Origin of the sequence: Saccharomonospora marina XMU15, assembly GCF_000244955.1 — a bacterium.
In the GTDB taxonomy this organism is placed as follows: domain Bacteria; phylum Actinomycetota; class Actinomycetes; order Mycobacteriales; family Pseudonocardiaceae; genus Saccharomonospora_A; species Saccharomonospora_A marina.
Genome location: NZ_CM001439.1, coordinates 4,722,274 through 4,744,798, shown reverse-complemented (window position 1 = coordinate 4,744,798; position 22,525 = coordinate 4,722,274). Strand labels below are relative to the sequence as shown.

Annotated in this window: 14 protein-coding genes; 7 read left to right on the top strand and 7 right to left on the bottom strand. The window is 66.0% G+C overall.

The features are described 5' to 3' along the window. Window positions 1-21 precede the first annotated feature (21 nt). A complete protein-coding gene (locus tag SACMADRAFT_RS22350; protein ID WP_009156127.1) occupies window positions 22-495 on the bottom strand; it encodes an acyl-CoA thioesterase in 474 nt (157 codons plus the stop codon). Next, window positions 492-6,308: a type I polyketide synthase gene (locus SACMADRAFT_RS22345; protein WP_009156126.1), complete on the bottom strand. Its 5,817-nt coding sequence runs from the start codon at window positions 6,306-6,308 to the stop codon at window positions 492-494. Before SACMADRAFT_RS22345 ends, SACMADRAFT_RS22350 begins: the two co-directional genes overlap by 4 nt. Window positions 6,309-6,605: 297 nt before the next feature. Between SACMADRAFT_RS22345 and SACMADRAFT_RS22340 the strand changes: the two genes are divergently transcribed. Genes SACMADRAFT_RS22340 through SACMADRAFT_RS22315 form a run of 6 tightly spaced genes read left to right on the top strand, consistent with a single transcriptional unit; the run spans window position 6,606 to window position 14,276 of the window. After that, window positions 6,606-7,712 (top strand): DUF1702 family protein, encoded by a 1,107-nt coding sequence (locus SACMADRAFT_RS22340; protein ID WP_009156125.1) that lies wholly within the window; start codon window positions 6,606-6,608, stop codon window positions 7,710-7,712. A 14-nt stretch (window positions 7,713-7,726) separates the two neighbouring features. Then, entirely contained in the window at window positions 7,727-8,704 is a 978-nt protein-coding gene (locus tag SACMADRAFT_RS22335) for a DUF1702 family protein (protein WP_157617299.1), read from the top strand. Then, a complete protein-coding gene (locus SACMADRAFT_RS22330; protein WP_009156123.1) occupies window positions 8,701-10,671 on the top strand; it encodes a CRTAC1 family protein in 1,971 nt (656 codons plus the stop codon). The genes SACMADRAFT_RS22335 and SACMADRAFT_RS22330 overlap by 4 nt, the downstream gene beginning before the upstream one ends. 8 nt (window positions 10,672-10,679) lie before the next feature. Then, window positions 10,680-11,714: a hypothetical protein gene (locus SACMADRAFT_RS22325; RefSeq protein WP_009156122.1), complete on the top strand. Its 1,035-nt coding sequence runs from the start codon at window positions 10,680-10,682 to the stop codon at window positions 11,712-11,714. Next, window positions 11,711-13,090: a cytochrome P450 gene (locus SACMADRAFT_RS22320; RefSeq protein WP_009156121.1), complete on the top strand. Its 1,380-nt coding sequence runs from the start codon at window positions 11,711-11,713 to the stop codon at window positions 13,088-13,090. Before SACMADRAFT_RS22325 ends, SACMADRAFT_RS22320 begins: the two co-directional genes overlap by 4 nt. A 13-nt stretch (window positions 13,091-13,103) precedes the next feature. After that, complete coding sequence (locus SACMADRAFT_RS22315) at window positions 13,104-14,276, top strand: class I SAM-dependent methyltransferase (protein ID WP_009156120.1); 1,173 nt, start codon at window positions 13,104-13,106, stop codon at window positions 14,274-14,276. Window positions 14,277-14,282: 6 nt separating this feature from the next. On the opposite strand, the gene SACMADRAFT_RS22310 is transcribed toward SACMADRAFT_RS22315, so the two are convergent. Then, window positions 14,283-14,618, bottom strand: coding sequence for a DUF6235 family protein (locus tag SACMADRAFT_RS22310; protein WP_050998223.1), 336 nt, complete (start codon window positions 14,616-14,618; stop codon window positions 14,283-14,285). A 100-nt stretch (window positions 14,619-14,718) separates the two neighbouring features. Between SACMADRAFT_RS22310 and SACMADRAFT_RS22305 the strand changes: the two genes are divergently transcribed. After that, on the top strand, window positions 14,719-15,417 hold the full coding sequence (locus SACMADRAFT_RS22305; protein WP_040925836.1) for a TetR/AcrR family transcriptional regulator: 699 nt from the start codon (window positions 14,719-14,721) through the stop codon (window positions 15,415-15,417). An 89-nt stretch (window positions 15,418-15,506) separates the two neighbouring features. On the opposite strand, the gene SACMADRAFT_RS22300 is transcribed toward SACMADRAFT_RS22305, so the two are convergent. The 4 genes from SACMADRAFT_RS22300 to SACMADRAFT_RS22285 all read right to left on the bottom strand — a co-directional run bounded on the left by SACMADRAFT_RS22300 (window position 15,507) and on the right by SACMADRAFT_RS22285 (window position 22,267). Then, window positions 15,507-16,271 (bottom strand): maleylpyruvate isomerase family mycothiol-dependent enzyme, encoded by a 765-nt coding sequence (locus tag SACMADRAFT_RS22300; protein WP_157617298.1) that lies wholly within the window; start codon window positions 16,269-16,271, stop codon window positions 15,507-15,509. 16 nt (window positions 16,272-16,287) lie between these two features. Next, on the bottom strand, window positions 16,288-16,992 hold the full coding sequence (locus SACMADRAFT_RS22295; protein WP_332307164.1) for a helix-turn-helix transcriptional regulator: 705 nt from the start codon (window positions 16,990-16,992) through the stop codon (window positions 16,288-16,290). A gap of 416 nt (window positions 16,993-17,408) precedes the next feature. After that, window positions 17,409-18,209, bottom strand: coding sequence for an AfsR/SARP family transcriptional regulator (locus SACMADRAFT_RS22290; protein ID WP_009156115.1), 801 nt, complete (start codon window positions 18,207-18,209; stop codon window positions 17,409-17,411). Between the two features lie 944 nt (window positions 18,210-19,153). After that, complete coding sequence (locus SACMADRAFT_RS22285; protein ID WP_009156114.1) at window positions 19,154-22,267, bottom strand: AfsR/SARP family transcriptional regulator; 3,114 nt, start codon at window positions 22,265-22,267, stop codon at window positions 19,154-19,156. Window positions 22,268-22,525: the final 258 nt, after the last annotated feature.

Below are 22,525 nucleotides of genomic sequence, written 5' to 3'. Positions count from 1 at the left end.
GGCAGGTGGACAAGTCGGCCTTCACCGAGCACGTGAACCCCCAGCCGCGATCGACATCGGTGACCCGACTCCCTGGTAGGGGGTCAACGCCTCCCTGAGTTCGATCGGTACTCGCGCCGGTACGGTGGCGTAGTTCGGTCCACGCATGCAGGCGATGCGTTGCCTCCCTTTCGCCACCCGCCGCTCGTCGCCCTTGTCGAGCCGCACATAGTCGAATCCCAGCTCGATCTGTGTCTGGGTCAACTCCAGAAGCTGCATTCGCACGGACAGCTCGTCGAACGCCTTGATCTCGGCGAAGAACTCACACTCGGCCTTGAGAGTGAACAGCTTCAGGTCGTTCTCCATGATGTCGGCGAGCACGTCCGGCGCCCTGTCGAGGAGGAACTGCTCCCGACAATGCCCCTGCCATCGCAGGTAGTGCGAGTAGTACACGTTGCCGACGAAGTTGGTCTCCTCGAAGCCAACCAGGTGGCGGATCTCGTAGTAGCGGATCATTTTGTGGTCCCTTCCACTCCCGAGAGCACCGCGAACACCACAGGTGTTTCGCGGCCGGTCAACATCGCGACCCAGGTGGCCACCGTCGCGTCGCCTGCGCAGAGCAGCACCCAGCCGTCCGCCGTCACTCGGTCCACCGTCAGGGTCCGCTCCGTGATGCCCGCCTTGTGCAGGCACTCCAGCGCGCACCAGACGCGAGTCCCCGCCGTGTGGGGATCGTCGCCCGACTCCGCCGCCACGAGGTCACGAACCTTGCTCAGCGCACTTCCCAACAGGTCGGTCCAAGCCTGCTCGGCACGGACGGCTACGGGCTCGACATCACAGCTGAGCCTGCCGTCACCGGCGACCACCAGGCTTGTCCCGGCACCGTGCGATGCGGAGATCCGCGCGCCATCGATCTCGGGCTTGCCGTCCGGGCGGTGCCGCAGCGTCACGGGCCGCCCTACCGCACGGCTCGCCGCGAGGGCCGTGTCCGCCCTGCCGGTGCCGGCGTCTCCCGCGTCGGACGACCCCGTGGCCGCGGGCTCGACGACGACCGCTCGGTGGCCGCCGAGCACCCGCTCGAGCGTGCGCTCGAGGTAGCCACTCAGCATCGCCGGTACCCATGGGCCGGCGTTGCTCGCGCGAACCGCGCGCAGCCTCAGGCCTTGCCAGTGCTCGACGACCCGGCCCGCAGGGTCGAGCACGTCGACATCGTAGACGTAGCTGTCGCCCTCCTGTGAGCGTTCCCGCGCGTCCACGAGCACGAAATCGCTGCTCTGGTCCTCCGGATGGGCAAGGAAGAGCCGCTCGACGCCTTGCGGAAGTAGCGTCGCGTCCGGTACGCAGCACTGGATCGCGTGCATGACCGCGTCTCGCGTGCCCGGGTCGGCCAGCACCTGCTCCTGCGGAAGGTAGGCGGCGAACCACGGGGAGGGCGGGATCGTGGACAGTTCGGCGACGGCATGCCGCGCACTGGCGCGACGGTAGCGCAAGATCCGCCTGAAACGCTTGCCCTGGAACAGCATGCCGCCGTAGAGCTCAGTGGTGGGGTCGAACGGAATGGCGGGCAGTGCCAGGGCCTCGCGTGACGGGGCTTCGTCAGGCACGGCGGGCCTCGGCAGGCGGATCGTCGCCCGGAAATGGTCGGCGCTGAAGTCGGTGTGCTCTGTGCGGATCACCACCGACGCCGTTTCGTCGTCGAGGGCAAGGGCGGCCAGCCGGATGGTCGTCGCCTTGTCGTTGCCGACCACGATCGGCCGCAAGAACTCCACATCGGACAGCAACGGTGTACCCGTCCTGCCGAGAACCGCTGTCGCGACCTGGGTCATGGCCTCCATCCCCAGGGTCGCGGGGAACAGCAGCTCACCGTCGAACAGGTGGTCGGAAAGATATGGGTCACTTCCGACCGACAGTTGCGCCTCGGTGACGAGTTCGATCCCCGGGTAGTGAACCACGACACGGTCGATGAAGCGGCACAGCGGCGGCTCGACTGCTTCCAGAGGCGGGAGCGTCGGCAGGCCACCCATTCGTCCGCTGATGGTCAGCACCGGTCCCGCCTTCGGGTCGGCCAGCACCTGCCGAAGCGTGGTAAGGCCGTGCTCCAGCGAGATCGGGGTGATGCCGTCGCGGACCAGCGCTTCGACCACACCGAGCTTCTCTCCCATCCCGGCACCGGACCAGACCGACCATTCCATCGCCAGTGCCCGAGCGTTGGGGTGCGAGGATTGGAAGTCCGCCGTCAGCTCGCTCATCCAGTCGTTGGCCGTCGCGTAGTGCGCCTCCCCCGGCAGGCCTGCGCGGCCGATCACGCTCCCGAACGTGATCAGCAGCTTGATCTTGTCCTGGTCCACGGCGTCGAGCACGGCGCGCAGGCCGGCGATCTTCGGCGCGAGCGTCGCGCGGAACGCGTCCTCCGTCAGGCTCGCCAGCGGCGTGGGCTCGTTGCGGCCCGCGCCGTGGAGCACGGCTGTGATCGGGCCGACTTCTGCCTGCAACCGCGCGACCGCGGCGGCTACCTGGGCGGGGTCGGTGACATCGGCGCGCTCGTAAACGTGCCTCACCCCGGCCGCGGCCAGCCTGTCCAGGTTGGTCGCCAACTCGTCGTCGGTCGCGGGATCGGCCCTGCCGAGGAGTGCGAGCGCCGCGCCGACGTCCGCGGCCAGTGCCTGAGCGCACTCCGCGGTGATCCCCTTGCCGCCTCCGGTCACGAGGACGACATCGGTGGAGTCGAGAGGGTTGTCGGTGCCAGGCGTGGGTGACGGTTGCAGAACCTTGAGCCGCGGTGTGGTGCGGGTGCCGTCGGCGGTGTAGCGCACCTCGGCGAACGTCGTGGTCGCCGCCGTCTCCGTGACCACCCAGGAGGTCAGCTCGGCAACGTCGGCGCCTACCGGCAGCGTGACGATCGTCGTCGGCATCCCTTCGGCTTCGAGGAACGCGGTCCTGGCAAGGCCCGAGGCCCCGAGCTTGTGCTGCACCACGACGAACCGGGTTCCGGTGGGCGCTGCGACGGCGAACTTGCCCGCTCGCAAGATGAGGTCGACGTGCGCCTCGCCGCTGTCGGGAAGGCACAGCAGGACACCGTCGCCGATACCGGCCTCGGTCAGTGCCGTGCGCAGCCGCTCGGCGAATGGATGGTCGGCGGGGGCGAACAGTTGCCACGCGCCGGCTGCTCCCGCGCCCACCGTCACGTTCGGTGCAGGCGCAGGGACGTGGTCCACCGAGAACGGCCTGACCCACGAGGCCACACCATGCGCCTCGGCACGGCCACGAACACCGCTGTCGCCCTGCGATGTCTCGGCCGAGGTGTCGATCAGTTCAGCCAGTTCACCGAGCGACACGGTGGCGAAGCTGGTCGTCAACGTGAGGGGAGGCAACCCGACCTCTCTGGTGACGTCGTTGACGAGTTGGCCGACGGTGATCGAGCTCAGGTGGAGGTCGTCGAGGGGGTGGCTGGCCGCGCTGACCGCGTCCAACGGCAACTCGACCCGCTCGGCCGCCTTCTGCCGCAGCAGGTCCAGAGTCGAGATGTGCTCTTGTCGCCCGGCGGCCCGCGCCTCGGTCGCGGCATCCGGTTCGCGCTCCGCGGCCGGCTCACCCTGCCCGATCGTGAGGTCCGGCGCGGACTCGCACGGGTTGGCCAGGAAGGTGAACGAGCCGTCGAGCGGCAGCGGGCGCAGTACCCTCCCGGCGAACAGCGCGTCGATGTCGATGTCGGTGCCCTTCGCGAACACGGCGCCGACCACTGACAGCAGCGAGCGCAATGAACCCGCATCGGTGTCCACGCTCAGGACCGGGGTGTTAGCGGCGATATCGGCCAGCAGGCCCGTGAGGACCCGTCCGGGACCGACCTCGATCGCCAGGTCCGCATCGGCGACGGCCACCGCCGCGGCCTCGTGGAAGCGGACGGGAAGCTTGATCTGGTCGCGAAGCAGCGCGCGTAGGTCGGAGCCAGGGTCCATCTCGGTGCCGGTGACCGTGGAGATCACGGTCCGGGTCGGCGTGCCGAAGTCGAACTCGGTCAGCCGCTCAGCCATCGCTGCCGCTGCCGGTTCGACGAGCGGGGAGTGAAACGCGTGCGAGACGTTGATCCGCGTCGCGTGGATGCCCGCCGCGCGGGCGCGCTCACACACCCGGTCGACGGCGTCCGCATCGCCCGAGAGCACCGTCTGCGATGGGCCGTTGTAACCCGCGATCACGACCGGTTCGTCCGAGGACAGCGCTGCGGCTTCTTCGGGCGTAGCGGCCAGGCCTGCCATCGCGCCGTTGCCCTCACTCGCGTTGGCCATCACCTGGCCGCGCACGCCGGCGAGGCGCACTACCTCCCCTAGGTCCAGTGCCCCCGCCCAAGCCAGCGCGGTCAGCTCCCCGAGGCTGTGTCCGGTCGCGACGTCGGCCTCGACACCGAGCTTGCGCAGCACCTTGATGGCAGCGACGGAACCGGCGACGATCCTCGGCTGAGCAACCTCGGTCGCCGCCCCGCCTGCTTGCGGTATCCCCGCATCGGTGAACACCGCGTCCGCCTCGGAGAACCGGCGGCGCAGCGCGCCTGTGCCGCCGCGGCCGGAGCCCTGCCCCGGGAACAGGTAGGCGATCTTCGGCCGAGTCTTCGAGCTGCCCAGGAACACCCCGTCGGCGAACAGGTCGCGGCTGCCCGCGTCCAGCGCGGTCGCCAGCTTCTCCAGCTTGCCGACCGCGTCCTCGGGGCTGGTAGCCACGATGGCGGCACGCACCTGGCCGCCGGACACCTGAGCCGCGAGTTCTCCTGCAAGGTCGGTGACTTCGGCGAAGGACAACGCGGGAACCAGGTCCAGCAGCTGAGCCACCTTCGCACGCAACGCCGGATGGTCCGCGCCGTCCAGCAACAGTAGTTCCGCGTCCTGCCTACCGGACACCAACTCGACGACCTCGGCGGGCAGCATCGCGCGGCGAGCCGCCCCAGGTGCCGCCTCGATCGTCACGTGAGTGTTGATCCCGCCGAACCCCATGGCGGACACACCTGCCCGGATAGGCGCCTCGGCAGGCCACAGCTCTGCCGTACGCGGCACGTATACCCGTGCCGACGGTTCGGTCAGCTTCGTGTGCGGCTCGTGGTGGCTCGTAGCAGGAGGGATGACCTGGTGGTACACCGAAAGGGCCGCCTTGATCAAACCCGCGACGCCCGCCGCGGCCTTGGTATGCCCCACGTTTCCCTTGATCGTGCTCAACGCCGCGGGTCGGGCGGAAGGCTCGGCGCCGCGCCGAGCCGAGTTGAAGGTCTCCAGCTCGGTCGTGTCGCCCAGTGCCGTCCCGGTGCCGTGGCCCTCGAAGTAGCCCACCGTCTCCACGCCGTACCCGGCTTTCGCGTAGGCGCGATCGATCGCACGTCGGTGTCCGGAGACCTCGGGCCGGGTGATTCCGCCTTTGCCGTCCGATGAGATTCCCCAGCCGGTGATCGAGGCGTAGATACGCAAGCCCCGTTCGATCGCGTCAGGCTCCCGCATCAGCACGACGATGCCGGACCCTTCCCCTGGCCAGAATCCGTTGGAGCCGGTGTCGTAGACCTTCATCTCGCTGGTCGCCAGTGCTCCGGTCTTGGCGAACCCGATCACCTCGAACGGGTCGATGGAGAGGTCGACGCCTCCCGCGAGGCACACGTCGATTTCGCGGTCGGCCAGCGCCTTGCTCGCGGTGGCGATCGAAAGCAGCGAAGACGAGCAGGCGCCGTCGACGGTGTAGCCGCCGCCGCCGAAGTCGAAATAGTTGCAGATCCGGCCGGGAATGGTGTTGGCGAGCCCGCCTGCGAGCGTGTCCTCGTCGACAGGCGGAAACGGTGCCTTGTACACCGGCTCGAGATCCCGCAGGAACGCGCTCGTTTCCTCCTCGTCCCACCCTCTCGCGGCCAGCGCGGCGGCGACCGTACGGCGGACGTAGGGCCAGCGCAGCCGCATCAGGTTCGCGCGGGAGAACTCGCCAGTCAGGCTGTTACCGATGATCACCCCGGTTTTCTGTCGGGGCAGCCCCCGCGCGTCGGGGAAGCCGGCATCGGCAAGGGCACTCGCCGCGACATCGAGCGCCAACCAGTGCGTGAGGTCGGTCGATCGGTACGTGCTACCGGCGACCTTGTATTTCACGCGGTCGAACTCGAAGTCGCGAAGGACGGCCGCCTTGTCGGTGTAGAAGCGATCCGGAGAGCTCGGGTCCGGCGAGTAGTAGTCCGCGCGGTTCATCCGCGCTTCGGGCAGACTGCGGAACGCCCGGCGCCCGGCAAGGACGTTCTGCCAGAGCTCAGCCGTGCTGGCTGCGTCGGGATAGCGAAGTCCGATGCCGACTATCGCGATTCGAAAGCTGCTCAACTCTTCACCGCCGTATTCTGTGGGGCACTCCGGCGACGCGAATCGGTTCCTGGCGTAGCGCCGACCGTACTCGGCGGAGAACAGCCGGGTGCGGTGACAGGCGTTGATACGCGTCCGACCTTCACCTCAAGAGTGCCTTCCGGCCGGCGGCAATACCTTCTTCGCGAATGCCGCATGTCAGTTCTCCGCTGTTGCGAATTACTTGCGACTTTCCGGTCGCGGCAACAACGGAGATGCCGGAGCTCGTCCCGGGCCTCGACGCTGTAATCACCAACTCCGCTTGCGAAAGGCCGTTCGATGCCATCGTTTCTCGGTGCGATGCGCCAGTACTTGCTGGCGCCGAGGCTGTCGGCCGTCACCTTGGCCGATCGGGACCTACCTGGCGCGGCGTCGCCGTCCGCGCAGCGACTCGAAGCCATCCCGCAGGCCGTGGTCTGCGGGTTCGAGTGGGGAATGGCCGCCCGGGACCTCTGGGAGGTGGAGCGCCGACTCGAACTGGTCGAAGTGGAGCATCGTGGGTTCGCATACGAAGGTGCGGCCATGGCGTTCACGGTTCGTGATGTCATGGCGGGTGGCCGAGGCAGGCGCACCGAGCGCCTGCTGCGTGGACCGGGAGCTCGGCACCTACTGCTGGCGTATATCGGCATTGGTTTCGCCATGGCCAGGTTGCCGAGGCCACTGTGGCGACACGTCATCCCCGATCTCGACGGAATGCGGTACCACCCGACGATGTCATGGCTCGCGGTCGACGGCTACGGCTTCGACCTGGCCTACTTCAAGACCCGGCTGTACGTCGGCGGGCAGCGTGTCCCGGCACCGTATCCGTTCCAGGGAGCGCCGGATTACTTCCCGCGCGCGGTCGATCAAGGTATCGGCCGGGCGCTGTGGTTCATCCACGGCGGTGACCCGAGCGGTGTCGTGGCCGCGGTCAACGCGTTCGACGAGGCGCGCCGGGCCGATCTGTGGAGTGGTGTGGGGCTCGCCGCGACGTTCGCGGGCGGCTGCGAGGCCGACGGCCTTGCGGCGGTGCGCGACGCGGCGGGATCGCACCGTAGCCAGCTCGCGCTCGGCGCTGTCTTCGCGATCACCGCGCGGCACGCCGCCGGGTTCGTAGCCGCGCACTCGCGGCTGGGTACCGAAGTGTTCACAGGGCTTTCGGTCGAGCAAGCAGTGGCATTGGCCGACCGTACCGAATCGAATCCGGTCGAGCCGACAACCGCGGAACCGTTGTACGAGCAGTGGAGATCTCGAATCCGTGCTCATTTCCTGGAAACCGCATCGCGGGACAACAGCAAGGCGGCCAAACAAGCGACAGGGCGTACGGCAACGGCACGCCTATTGGCGAACAGCCCCGGGTCCGTCTCCGGGCCGCAACGCTACAGCACGAACGACCGGAAATCATGAGGGGTGAGCCGGCCATGTTCTGGCGGAATTTACGTCGGCGACTGCTGACGCCTGACGTCGTCGAGACCAACCTCGACCGGCGAGGCTTCTACAAGAAATCCGAACTCGCGCGGGAAAGGCTTGAAACGGTCGGACTCACCTTCCTCGACGGATACGCGGCGGTGATGGAGGCGGCCACGCCGGATGAGACCGTGAACCGGCTGCAGCAGCTACCTGGCTGGCTTCGCGCCTTCGCTTACGAGGGCGCCGGGATGGGCGCGGCGGTGCTGGACGGGCTGCCGTTGGGTCGACGCGACCACGTCCGGCGGCTGCTGGACACCGAGCGCGGCGGCGAACAGCGCTACCTCATCTATGTCGGGATCGGCTGGGCGATGGCGAGGCTCCCGCGTATCCGCTGGCCGAGGCCGGATACCCTCGACCAGGTTCTGGCCCCGTTGGTGCTCGACGGCTATGGCTTCCATCAGGCCTACTTCCACACCCGTCGTTACGTTCACGAACACCACGTCGACAAGTCCGTGCGATGGCTTGCAGGCGGGCACGCATGGTTCACCACGCACGCGATCGATCAGGGCATCGGACGTGCGCTGTGGTTCGTCGCAGGCACGGATCCGGTTCGGGTAGCGAACCTGATCGACACCTTCCCTGCGGCGAGGCGAGGTGACCTCTACGCCGGTGCCGGCTTGGCGGCCACCTTCGCAGGCGGCGGTGACGAGGCCGAGCTACGCACGTTGGCCCGCCGATCGGGCGAGCATCGGGGTGCCCTGGCGCAGGCGTGCGCCTTCGCCGCGGAAGCCAGGGTGCGCAGCGGGGTCGTTCCCGCGCACACCGAAGTGGCGACGCGGTTGTTCTGCGGTATGACGCCGCAGGAGGCTGCTCGGCTCGTGGTGGACCGAAGGCCGGACCGTCAGCTGGACGGCGATCTACCCGCGTACGAGATATGGCGGCGGCGGCTTGCTGCCGAGTTCGTTTCGCTCGGAGGTGTCAATACATGACCGGACCGTTTGGTGTGCTGCGCAGGCAGCTGACCGGCGTCATCGCGCTCGTCGTCGTTGTCGGTCTCTACTTCGTGGTCGCCCTTCCCCGTAGTTCTGCCGAGGAGAGGCAGGAGCTGGCGAGTGAGTTCGCCTTCACCGGCCACGGTGTGGCGCTGCCCGCTTCTGGCCGGTACCAGTCGGTAAGGCAGGTCAACCAGGCGTATAAGCACATCGACGCCTGGATCTCCTCGGTCGGCGCCGGGGTCGCGATGAACGACCTTGACGCCGACGGGCTCGCCAACGACCTGTGTCTCGTGGACCCTCGCACCGATCAGGTGATCGTCACACCGGTACCTGACAAGAACGGCGGGCGCTACGAGCCGTTCGAGTTGGCTGCGGACCCGCTGCCGGTCGACGACACGATGGCACCGATGGGGTGCGTTCCGGCCGACTTCAACCAGGACGGCCGGATGGACCTCCTCGTCTACATGTGGGGCCGCACGCCGATCCTTTACCTCGCACGGGCGAGCTACGGCAAGTACTCCTCCGGCGCGTACCAGCCCACCGAGGTGGTCCCCAACAGCAGCACCGAGGCGGGTGCCACGTACTCAGGTCCACAGTGGAACACCAATGCGGCGACCGTCGGCGACTTCGACGGTGACGGCAACGACGATGTGTTCCTCGGCAACTACTTTCCTGACAGTCCGGTCCTCGATGCCACGGCTTCCGGCGGCGTGGAGATGAACCACTCGCTGTCCCAGGCGCAAAACGGTGGCGACTCGATCATCCTGCTCGGTGCGGGCGGCACGTCGGGTGACCAACCGACCGCGACGTTCTCACGAGCGCCCGACGAGGCGATTCCCGAAGTGGCCCGCAACGGTTGGACCCTGGCCGTCAGCGCGAACGACCTGGACGGCGACATGCTGCCCGAGTTGTACATCGCCAACGACTTCGGCCCCGATCGGCTGCTGTACAACGAGTCGAAGCCAGGTCAGCCGAGGTTCAGCAACACCGTTACCACTCGCACGGCCGGAACCCCGAAATCCAAGCGGATCGGAAACGACTCCTTCAAGGGCATGGGCGTCGACTTCGGCGACCTCGACCAAGACGGTCTCTATGACGCCTTCGTATCCAACCTGACGCGAACGTGGGGCATCGTGGAAAGTCACTTCCACTATCTGAACACCGCTGACGACAAGGAGGACATGCGCGGCCGGCTACGCAACGGCGTGGCGCCGTTCCGCGACGTCAGCGCCGAGGTGGGTACGCACTGGTCCGGCTGGGCTTGGGATGTCAAGCTGGCCGACTTCTCGAACTCGGGCACGCTGGAGATCGCGCAGGCCAACGGGTTCGTCAAGGGAGAGACCAATCGGTGGCCGCAACTGCAGGAGCTCGCGATGGCCAACGACAGTCTGGTGCCCGATCCGCTGCTGTGGCCGAATTTCACGCTCGGCGACGATCTCGCAGGCGGTGACCCGCTGCACTTCTTCGTCAAAGGTGCCGACGGTTACTACGTCGACCTGGCTGCGGAGCTGGGTCTCAACGACCCGGTCCCGACCCGCGGTATCGCCACCGGTGACGCGGACGGTGACGGTCGGCTCGACATGGCCGTGGCACGGCAATACGCCGATCCGGTGTTCTACGCCAATCAGGCGCCCGACCCCGGCGGTTATCTCAACCTGACATTGACCCATGAGCAGGAACGCACGGTCGGCACCGCACCCGTGGCCGGATCGCCGGTTATCGGTGCTCAGGTCGAGGTGACCACGGCCAACGGCGAGAAGTTCATCCAGCGCGTTGACGGCGGTAGCGGTCACTCCGGCCGCCGCAGTCACGAGGTGCATATCGGTCTGGGCGACCATGCGGGACCGGTCAGCGTCCAACTGCGGTGGCGGGATCGTCAGGGCGAGGTGCACAAGCAGCGTCTCGAGCTCGGCCAGGGACGGCACGCGCTCGTGCTCGGCGACTCGGCGAAGAAGAGGTGAGAGGGAAAATGGTTGTCGCGCAAGCCAAGGCAGGTGGCCGGCCGCCTTCGGGCAGCCGCCCGCGAGGGCACGATCCCAAGATCGTGATCGCGCTACGCAGGTTCGCGATCTCGATCACGATCTTCAATATCGCCGGGTACCTCTTCCTCGGCTTCGAGCAGCCGTGGGCCTGGCCGTTCGTGGCGGTAGCCACCGGCTATGTCACCGAGTTGGTGTTCGAGATGATCGGTGCGCGGGTCGAGGGCAGGCAGCCGCGGTTTCGCGGTGGCGGGCTGAAGGGGTTGCTCGAGTTCCTTTACCCGGCCCACATCACCAGTCTCGCGCTCAACATGCTGATCTACGTTCACGACCGGATCTCCGTCATGATGTTCGCGGTGGTACTGGCGGTGTCGGCCAAGTGGATCCTGCGTGCCCCGGTGCGCGGCAAGCTGCGGCACTACATGAATCCGTCCAACCTCGGGATCTTGCTGGTGCTCATCCTCTTTCCGTGGGCCAGCATCGCGCCGCCCTACCACTTCACCGAACACGTCAACGACGTGGGTGGCTGGATCATCGTGGGGATCATCGCGGTGAGCGGCACGATACTCAACGCGAAGCTGACCGGCCGAATGTGGCTGATCTTCGGTTGGCTCAGCTTCTTCGCGCTGCAGGCCGTGCTTCGCGGGCTGGTTTTCGGAACGTCGATTCCCGGCGCGTTGGCGGTCATGACGGGAGTCGCGTTCGTGCTTTACACGAACTACATGGTCACCGACCCGGGGACCACGCCGTCGAAGCCTGCACCGCAGTTCGCCTTCGGGGCGGGGGTAGCGCTGGTATACGGGGTTTTCATGATCGCGCATATCGCTTACGGCCTGTTCTTCGCGACCGCGATCGTGTGTCTGATCCGGGGAATGTTCCTGTGGGGTGTGCACTTCGTGGAGCAGGCACGTAGGCAGCGCCAGGCTGAGCAGGTACTGAGTACCGAAGGAGACCGGCTGGCGGTGGTCGACGACGGTAGCGGTTCCGACACCGGCGGGCAGGCGGCTCGCCCGGCCGCGGCATGACTGCCCGGGTCCGCCCGGTGCCCCCTGGGCCGCCGCGCCGGGCGGTGTTCAAGCTGCTGCGCGATCTGCGCGCGGATCGGCTCGGTCTGATGAGCGGGGCGGTTCGGGAGTACGGTGACGCGGTTCGGGTGACCATCGGCCCGAAGCAACTCTATATCTTCAACCACCCGGACCACGCCAAACACGTGCTCGCCGACAACGCGGCGAACTACCACAAGGGAATCGGATACACCGAGGCGAAGCGCGCCCTCGGCGACGGGTTGTTGACGAGCGAGGGGGCGCTGTGGAAGGAACAGCGCAGGACCATCCAACCGGTCTTTCAGCACAGGCGCATCTCCGCCCGGGCCGACGTGATCATCGACGAGGCACTCGACCTGGTGGCGCGGCTGCGTCGGCACGCCGGTAGCGGAAAGCCGGTGGACGTGCTGTCCGAGATTACTTCGCTGACTCTCGGGGTGCTCGGCGCGACCCTCCTCGAGGCCGATCTCAGTGCGTTCGATTCGGTCAACCACTCGTTCGAGGCCGTGCAGAACCAAGCGATGTTCGAGATGGAGACACTCGGTGTTGTACCCAGGTGGTTGCCGCTGAAGCGACGCAAGACGTTCCGAGCGGCGCGTGCCGATCTCGACAGGATCGTGGAGAGCCTGGTGGCACAGCGCAAAGCCCATCCGGTTGAGACCGGCGACGACGTGTTGACACGATTGATCACCTCCACGGCCAGGGAACCGGACAGGCGGGTTGGCCATCGCCGGATGCGGGACGAGCTCGTTACGCTGCTGCTGGCCGGACACGAGACGACCGCGAGTACCGTCGGCTGGACGATGTACCTGCTCAGCAGGCATCCCGCGGTGGCGGATCGACTGCACGCCGAGGTCAGCGAGGTCCTCGCCGACCGGCGCCCGGTCTATGAGGACTTGAGGGCGCTGCGGTACACGAACATGGTCCTGCAGGAGGCCATGCGGCTGTACCCACCGGTCTGGATTCTGCCGCGCCGTGCGTTGGCAGACGACACGGTGGGTGGTTATCACGTCCCGGCCGGCGCCGAAGTGTTGATCTGCCCGTACACCCTGCACCGGCACCCGAGGTACTGGGTGGACCCGGAGCGGTTCGACCCGGACCGGTTCGCACCGGATCGGACCGTTGACCGGCCTCGCTACGCGTACCTGCCGTTCGGAGCGGGGCCCCGGTTCTGCGTCGGTAACCACCTGGGCATGCTCGAGTCCACCTTCATCATCGCCACGTTGCTGCGCGAGCTGCGGTTCCGGAAGCACCCGCCATCCCGTGTGGTCCCGGAGCCGATGATGTCGTTGCGACTCGGTGGCGGCCTGCCCCTGATCGTCGAGACGCGGCCGATGTCCGGCAACGTCGCCGCGTGAGCTGTGAGGAGCTATGACGGAATCAGCGCCGAAGACGGCCGATGACGGCTTCACGAGAATACGCAAAGCGATCACTGACCCGAACGTTCGCGAATTGTTCACCCCTCGGTTCGTGGCCGCGAGCGAGTCGTTCGCTCGACTGGTCGATGCGGCTTCACACCGCATTCTCGATGGCATCGGCGCACTGCCGTCGTCGGAGGGAGTTACGGTCCCGGAGATCAAGAACGCGCTGTCGATCCCGTGGCGTCGAACGATTCCGTTGACCTTCATGTACGAGCAACTGGTGGGAAGCGGCGTGCTGTACCGTGCCGGTGACCGCTACGTCGCCGATGCGGTGCCGGGCGAGGATTTCGACAGCGTCGCCGACGAACTCCTTGGTATCGATCCGGGTACGGCCCCCGCCGTGGAGATCGTACGTACCCTGGTCGAGGAGTCACCGCGATTCTTCCGTGGCGAGGCGACCGGAGACGAGATTTTGTTCCGGCCGGCACAACTGCGATTGTGGCAACGGTACTTCTCGAACGAAAACCCGCTGTACGCGATCAACAACGCCGTTGGCACGCAGGCGCTGTCTCGAGTCGCGTCGTCGCCGAACACGTCTGTCGAGATACTGGAGATCGGTGGCGGTTGCGGCAGTGCCGCCGAGGCCGTGTTGACCGCATTCGGTCCGGCTGTAACCAGGTACCGGTTCACCGAGGTGGCCGAGACCTTCGCGCGGTACGGCGAGCGTGTTGCCCGTGCGGCCGCGGACCCGTCGACACTCGTGGAGTCCGCCAGGGTGGACATGACGAAGCCGTGGGCGGAACAAGGTGTCGAGCCCGCCAGCTTCGATGTGGTCTACTCCGTCAACTGCTTCCACGTGGCACCGGATCTGGATTTCGTGCTCGCAGAAGCCGTGAGGGCGCTCAAGCCGGGTGGCGCGCTGGTCGTGTCGGAATGCATGCGTCCGACACAACGAAGGACCCCGGTCTATACGGAGTTCATCTTCACCTTCCTGGACAGTTTTGTCGACGTCGCGACCGATCCGGTGAAGCGTCCGACACACGGCTTCCTGACGCCATCCGCCTGGCGGGCCTCCCTTGCCGCCGCCGGTCTTGCCGACATAGAAGTGCTGCCGGACGTCGACATCGTCGCCCAGGAGTACGCCGACTTCGTAGTCGGCGCGATGCTGGCGTACCGCCCTTGACCCTTCTTACCCGTAACCTTCTCGTCGCGTGAAGAACAGATCGGAGAACTCCTCCCGGTACCCTATTCGAACAATACTGAACGACCCGAGGAAGTTTATCCGGATCTTGATGACCAGGCGGTTCGGGACGAGTACGAACAGTTCGCTCGGTAGCTGAAAATCGTCCATGACCTCGTATGCGTGAAACAGCGATCCGTCGACCATGGAGAAAAGCGCCGCGTATACGGCTTCCCGTTCCCGGTGGGTGGCTGTCGCCGACCAATCACCCAGAATATCGCTGCCGGTACGGAGGCTGAATGCCGCTTGTGGTGATGCAAAGCCTTCGTGGATGTAGTCGCTCATGGGTAGCTTTCGCATCGCTATCAGAACGTATTTCGCAGGGCAAGATTAATAACGGGTTCCAGATACGAGTACGATAGCTGTGGCGTGCAGAATCGTCAACATGAGCCGACGTAGCCGCCATCATTCAGCACGCTCGGAGTTGATTGAGGTCGCCGCTCGCTTGCTCGCCGACGATGGTCCGGACTCGTTATCCGTCCGGCGGGTGGCCGCGGCAGCCGGTACGTCGACGATGAGCGTCTACACGCATTTCGGAAGCATGAGCGGTCTGATTCAGGAGGTCGTACAAGAAGGATTCAACCGGTTGGCGCGCGAGTTCGACCGTATCGGCCGGTCGGCAGACCCTGTTGAAGATCTGGCACTGTACGGGCGGGTGTACCGAGCGGTGGCGACCGCGAACGCACACCTTTACTCCGTGATGTTCGGCGGCCGAACTCTGGCCAGCTTCAAGCTGAGTGAGCAGGACCGCCACTACGGTCGCTTCAACCTTTCGAAGATCGTCGAGTGTTGCGGTCGTTGCATCGAGTCCGGCCGTTTCCACGAGCGCGACGCGATGCTTCTTGCGCACCACTTCTGGCTCGCCATGCACGGTATCGCGACGCTGGAGATAGGCGGCTACCTGATCGAGCCGTACCCGGCCGACCTGGTTTTCGAGACGCAGGTCGTCATGCTCATGGTGGGTGCTGGCGACAACTCGCTGGCAGCAAGCGAGTCGGTGCGCAATTCGGCGGAGGCTCTTGCGAGACTGAACCTCTTCGATCCCGATTGCAGCCGGCTCGGAACAGGACGAGAACGGCTTTGAGCGGCACCGTTCGCGTGGGCGGGCGGCAGCGGTATCTCGCCAAGAACGCTCCGGCTCCCGGGTCGGCGGTTGACCAGCTCATGCGGGCCCTACCGCGCCGGAAGGCGGTCGACGGTCTGCAGCGGTTCCACCGGTGCGGGCGGTGGAGTGAACGGTCCCCAGGTGAAGGCAGGCAACCATCGGTGCGAGTCACGATCCCAGCCAAGGGCGGTGATCTGGTCGTGGCTGCGCCGGCCGGTAAGTGACCTGTAAAGGTCGAGTCGACCCGCCGTGACCGTCGCGGCCGGCTTGCCTGCTCCGATCGTCCACCTGGTGCCGAACGAATCGGTCGCCACGAGTCGCAGGGCGGGAAGCTGGTGCGCGGTCACTGTGGCGGCGAACCCGGCAGCGGCCACCTCGAACGCACACGCGAATGCAGGGTGGTCGGCGGTTGGCTCGGCGTCGAGGGTATAGCGGATATCCAGTTCGTGGCTGAACGCGTCCATGACCAGAATGCTTCCGGTACGACCACCGCGGCCTGCGAGCATCGCGTCGACGTCGGCTCCGAGCCTTTCCCATACGCGGAGCAGGTCTGCCCGGCCGTTGCCGGCATCCGGCGGACCGTGCTCGGCATCAAACATCTCGGTGATAGAGGATCGACGGTGGCCACCAGCAGTGGCCGCGACCCGAACCAAGTGCGCGAGAAGCTCGTCCAAACGCCACTGTGGACACGCAGGTACCGGAGGATTCGTATCCGCCGCGATGCCGGAAAGAAGCCGGGCGACATTTCGGCGTATGTGCCGATAGGCTTCATGTCGTGGCAGGCGGGGGCCGCGCAGGACAGGTGTGCCGCTTTCGCGCAACTGCGTCTCCATCTTGCGTCCCTCGCGGTTACGCGGCCGGGCGAGCGGGAGCGGAGATTCCGTTCTCGGGTGAGTCGTCGGGCAGCGTGGTGCGAAGTGCGGTGTCCAGATGAGCGAGTAGCATGGGCGGATCGAATATCCGTTTCGGACGTAGCCACAGGTCGATGTCACCGAGTTGCATGCCGCTTGTCACCTCGATCGGACCCCACGCCGCGACGTAAAGCTGCCGGTGCGCCGGGTTGTCCATGCTGCACACCGAGGCGTGGGCGAGCAGGTGCCAGGTCCCTTCCGGCACGTCGGCAAGCTCGAAAGCTCCGGCGCCGCGCAGCGTCGCCCGGCTCACCGGCACACCTTGTGCGATACGGTCCGAAAACAACCCGAGGATGACTTGGTCCGTTCGACAGCCGGGTGAATGCGAAAGCCTGCCGCGTACGGTGGCCGGGTTCTTGGCATCCGCCGTCCGCGCGGCGGGCGGCGGCGGTAGCAGCCCGCCGTGGTGCCGGTAGGCGGTGGGAGAGACGCCGACACTGCTGTGGAAGCGGGAGCTGAAGGTGCCGATGCTGTTGTACCCGACCAGGTGGCTGATATCGGCTACGGTCATCGAGGTTGTCAGCAGCAAACGCTTCGCCTCTTGCAGTCGCAACGCGGACAGGAATCGCCCGGGCGAGACGCCTGTCGCCCGCTGGAATATCCGTGTGAAGTGAAACTTGCTGAACATCGCCGTCTGGGCCATGTCGTCGATAGTGATCTGTTCCCCCAGGTTTTCTTGAATTGAGCAGATGACACGCGTTACGGCAGATTCTATAAACTTGTCCATTTACGCTGCACCAATTCGTAGAGCTGCTCCGACTCGCCGAATGCAATGTAGACGGTGTTCGTATTCGCCGACAACGACGCTCACGCCCTGCTCGATGTCGCCACCATCGTCGGGTCAGTCGTGTGCTAGCTCGGCTCTGTTCGGTCGAGTTCGCGGCCGACGGCAATGTTCGGTCGCGGTTACGGGTCTGGCTGCCGGTAATTCGTTCGGCGCGAGTCGCCGTGCAGGTACCGCTGGTAGCGCTGGTGGCGGTTCCGTTGTCGGGCTGTGGTGGCACGAGCGACGTCGAGGCCATGATCGTGAGATTCCTTGCCGGGCGGTTCGGCCGACGGTCAGTTCTGTGGTGCGCCGTGCAGATCGAGAGTCATGTCCCCGGTGAGGATCATCTGATGTAGTTGCCGAAGACGCAGCGATGGCTCGAAGCCCAGTTGGGTGATCATCTCGCTGCGCAACCGGCGGAACGCTTCCAGCGCTTGGTTCTGCCTTCCGCATCGGTACAGCGCGATCATGTGTTGCGCGCAGAAGTTCTCCATCAGCGGGTGTCGCGCGCACAACGTCGCGAGTTCGCCGAGGAGTTGGTGATGCCTGCCCAGCCGCAGGTCCGCGTCGATGCGCAGGTGAAGGTCGCCGAGACGGTTCTCCTCCAGCCGCGTCGCCTCGATGGTCAGCTGCGAGCCGGTTGGCACGTCGGCGAGGGCAGGTCCTCGCCAGAGGCGAAGTGCCTCCCCGAGCATTCGCGACGCGGCTTCGTGATCGCCCTGGTTGACCGCATCGTGTCCGGCCGCCGACAGCCGTTCATAACTGACCGCATCGACGTTTTCAGGGTCGACGTCGAGCAGGTATCCGTTGCGCAGCGTTATCAGGACTTCCTTCGAATTGCTCTTGCCGTCCGGCGCCAGTGCGTGCTGGAGCCTGCGGCGTAGCTTCAGCACGTAGGTGTAGAGGGTCGCGACGCTGCTCCGCGGCGGTGTGCTGCCCCAGATCTCCTCGGTCAGTTCGGCGGTGGTGACAAGACAGCCGGCTTTGAGTGCCAGCATGGCCAGGACCTGACACGGTTTGCTTGCCGTCGGCACGATCGAGACGCCACCCACGTCAACCTCCAGAGGGCCGAGAACCTTGACCTCAACTCGCATGAGACACCCTTTCGATCGACCGTTGCCCGGCGAAAGGCAGCAGCCCCCGGTTCGAATTGACGTGGAATAAGCTCGCGAGTAATGCGACTGAATTTGCTCATATGAATCCGGAGAAAATCGTGACAGTGCCGCGTAGTGATGTCAAGTACTGCTGGTTGAAATAGAGCAATCATGAGGTAAACGCTCGTTATAACGAAGCGATTCTCGCGCAATGAGCTGCGGGCCCGGGTATGACGGCGGCTACGAAATTGACAATTCATCGGATCGGCAATCGTGATTGGGTGGCACTTGGGGTAGCCGGTACGGCTGTTCGGGCGCCCTTGCCCGGCGAGCGCCGGTTTCGGCCAGCCCGGGGACCAGGCCGGCGGCTCGGGTGAGTAGCGGCGCGCTTCTGTCATCAGGTAGGCGTACGCGCTGGTGGCCCGCGGGGGCGTGGCGGCAGCCCTACTGAGGGCCCATACACTGTATGGATCACGCTGTCAATATTCCCAAGTGCGCAATCGAAAGCCCATTTCGTTCGCTATCGAAAGGCTATGGAAGATGCTAGGCGGACCGAAGTTCGATGGAAGCCCGGGCCTTGTCCTATGGTTCTGGAAAGCCTGTTGGTACGGGTGTGGGATGCGGTGCGGAGGTTCGACATGAAGGAAGCTGCGGCGGGCGCCCGCTCGCCGGGCCGAAGCGGGGCCGACGACTGTGACTGGAACTGCCGGTGACGTCATGCGGTGTGCAAGCAGCGAGCCGATCGACAGAGGCCGCCTACGGCCGTGACTTCGCTGCTGCCATATCGGCCCGCGCACGCCGAAGGCGGACGGCAGTCGAGCCTGGTCGGTCGGGTGCCAGTTTGCCGGAACCATTTCCAGCTCCGCACCGATTGTGACGCGGACCCACCGTTTCGACCGTTCGAAGCATTTGTCGAGGAGAAGCAGGCACGGCAGCCGATTCGCCTACGCGGACCGGTGTGTAGGAGCTGAGTGGCCGCAGGCGGTGTCGGATCGGCAGCGGGCGATTTCCTCGCGTAACCGGTTGGCCTCGGCGGACTTCACCGTGTCGAGCAGCGCGACAGCTTGGTCGAGAGCCTCGGCGGCGCTGTCATTGTCACCGAGAGACTGGTGCACATCAGACCGTAGAATCAGAGCCTTCGCCCGCCAGATGACCGAGCCGAGTTCGGTGAACAACTCGTGCGCCAGCTCGGCATGGTCCGCGCAGGCGCTGCTGCGACCTCTGACGAGCGCGATCTGGGCCAGCGTGTAGTGTGCTTGGCCGGCAACCATGCGCTGGCCTGTCTGCTGGGCGAGCGAAAGGGCATACTGTAGCGCCGTTTCCGCATTGTCCAGCCGCCCGGTCCGCTGCCGGGCCACGCCCAACCGGCACAGCGCGTGTGCTTCGCCGATCTTGTCACCGATGTCGCGGATGATCCGCAGCGCTCGATTGAGCGTGTTGTGTGCCCGCTCCGGGTCGTTGGTGAGTAGGTAGAGCTCGGCGAATCTGGTCAGCGCCTGAGCCTCACCGCGCAGGTACCCTGCCTGCCGGAACCGGTCGAGCGCGGTCTTCAGCATCTCGTGCGCCTCGTCCGGTTGGCCGTTGTCGATTCGGAGCTTTGCCAAGCTCTGCAGGATGTGCGCCTCCCCGACGGGATCTCCGACCTTGCGCATGCTCTCCAGCGCGGTCTGGTATCGACGCGTCAACCGCGAATGGCTGCCGCGCATCCGGTCCACGGTCGCCGCGTTCCGTGTCACCAGTGCGCAGCCGTGCTCGTCGCCGACGGCCTCGAAGAGCTCCAACGCCGAAGCGAAGCACTTCTCCGCGTCGGCAAGCCTGTTCTGGAACAGCTGCATCGTCCCGAGCGAGTACAGCATCGCGGCGTGGCCACGTCGGTTACCGGCGGCCTGGGTGGCGATCAGCGCGCAGTTGGCGGTTTCGCGCCACTCATCGAAACGGCCCTTGACCTCGAAAAGTGTGACGGCCGCGAGAGCGAGATCCCAGCACGCCTCGGTCAGCTGGTACTCGGCGGCGAGGTGGACAGCGGCGACGAGCGAGTGCCGCTCCGCCTCCAACCACTCGATCGGTTCGCCCATCGGGTCGATCCGCTCGAGTTCACGAGCGCCGTCCCAGCGAGGTGCGTTTCCGTGCAGGATCGTGTAATGCCCGCCGTATTCCACAGCGTGTGAATGCTCAGCGCGGGCGAGCCATGCGCCGAGCAACCGTTCGACGGCATTGAAACGCTCCTCCCGGGACTCCTCGTCGGCCAGCTTCTCGGCCGCGAAGACCCTGATGAGGTCGTGGAAGCGGTAGCGCACCTTTTCGCCCGGGTACTGCACGGTGTCCAGCAGCTGCGCCTCAACCAGGCGCTCGACCATTTCGGATGCTTCCAACGGGTCGATGTCCAGGAGCGGGGCAGCCGTCCACGCGGGGAAATCGGGTGTCGCCAGTAGGGAAAACCGCCGGAACAGGGCGCGGGCACTCGGCGGCAGCATGCCGTAGCTCAGGCTGATGTTGGACCGCAATGCCATGCAGCGGAAGGTCAGCTCATCGAGTCTGCGAGTTGAGCTGCGCAGTCTGTCGACCAGTGTGCCGATTCGCCAGTGGGGGCGGGAAGCGAGCCGCGCGCCCGCGATCCGGATGGCCAGGGGGAGGCCGCCGCAGAGAGTCACCAGCTCGACGGCGTTGTCATACTCGTCTGCGAGCCGCTTGCTGTCGATGACCTTGCTCAGCATCTCCAGGCCGTCGTCGATACCGAAAACGTCGATCGAGATCAGGCGTGCGCCTGGCAGCGCGGAGAGCGGTGTCCTGCTGGTCGCGATCACGGCAGAGCCCGGACCGGTGGGCAGCAGCGGGACGACCTGGGATTCGCTTGTCGCGCCATCGAGTACGACGAGTACCTGCTTGTTGGCGGTCCGGCTGCGGTAGAGCTCGACGCGTTCCGCTTTGTCGTCCGGGATATCGTTGCTCGCGACACCGAGGGCACGCAGGTGTTTGGCGAGCGACTCGCGCACGGGATCGTGGCCGTCGGGTGAACTGAGGTCGCAGTAGAGGTGGCCGTCGGGGTAGACCTCGCGCAGTTCGTGTGCCGCCCGCAGTGCCAAGGTGGACTTGCCGACGCCGCCCTTGCCGTAGATCGCGACGATGCGCATCCCGTGGTGGGCCTCGTCGGCATGCCCATCAATGAGTACTCGTTTGATCTCGGCGAGCTGTGGCTGCCTGCCGGTGAAGTCGGCGATGCTCGGCGGTAGCCTGCGTGGTACGACCGGGTGTCCAGCTGTTGTCGAGATGCTGTCTCGCCGCCCGATGTCTTGACCGGGCGGTTCGATGTCCAGCGTAGGGTCCCGATTGAGGATCGAGGTCTCGAGCCGCCGGACGCTTTGGCTGAGCTCGATACCCAGCTCTTCCATCAGTGTTGCTCTGGCTTCCCTGCATACCTCGAGTGCTTCAGCCTGCCGACCGGAGCGGTACAGCGCCAGCATGAGGAGTTCGTAGAGCCGTTCACGCAGCGGGTGTTCCTTGACGAGCACCGAGAGTTCGCCCACGACGTCCTCGTGGCGGCCGAGGGCCAGGTCGAGCCGGATGCGGTCGATCAAGGCGCCGAGTCGGGCGTCCTCGAGTTTCGCGGCACCCCGGCGGACCAGCTCTGATCGCACGCCGGCCAGTGCAGGGCCACGCCACAGGGCCAGTGCGCTGCGAAGCGTGCCGACCGCCTCGGTCAGCCGCTCGGCGTTCAGGTGTGTCCGCGCGCTCGTCAGCAGGCCGTTGAATTGCGCGGTGTCGAGGCTGTGTTCCTTGACCTCAAGCAGGTAGCCCGGCGTTATCGTGCGGATCTGGGTGCTGTCACCGGTATTGGCGAGGGCGCGGCGAAGCCCCGAGATGCAGATCTGCACCTGCGCGCGCGCCGTGGTCGGTGGCGCGTTGTCCCATACGGCGTCGATCAGCTGCTCGATGGGCGTCACCCGGTTCGCATTGAGGGCGAGCATCGCGAGCACGACCCGCTGCCGCGGACCACCGAGGTCGAGCTCACAGCCGTTGGCTGACAACTCCAGTGGTCCCAGTAGTCGCAGGCTCAGCATGCGTATCCCCCAAGCTTCTGCGGGCGCTCGCGGCGTTTCCCCTTCTCGAGCAGGCCGGAAGAAGTGTTGCACATAACGATCATCTGGTGATTCCGGCAAACGGCGGATCTGGAGCGACGGGTGCCACCCGTTTGTCGGACCGATGAGCGCTCGCCGTGTGGTTCAGACCGGCAAAACGGTAGCTTGCCCAACGGTGAGTGGCGGTGCTTCACCGTGAAGGTTGACGGCTGGAAGCCGGACGGTGCACAAGGTCCTTGG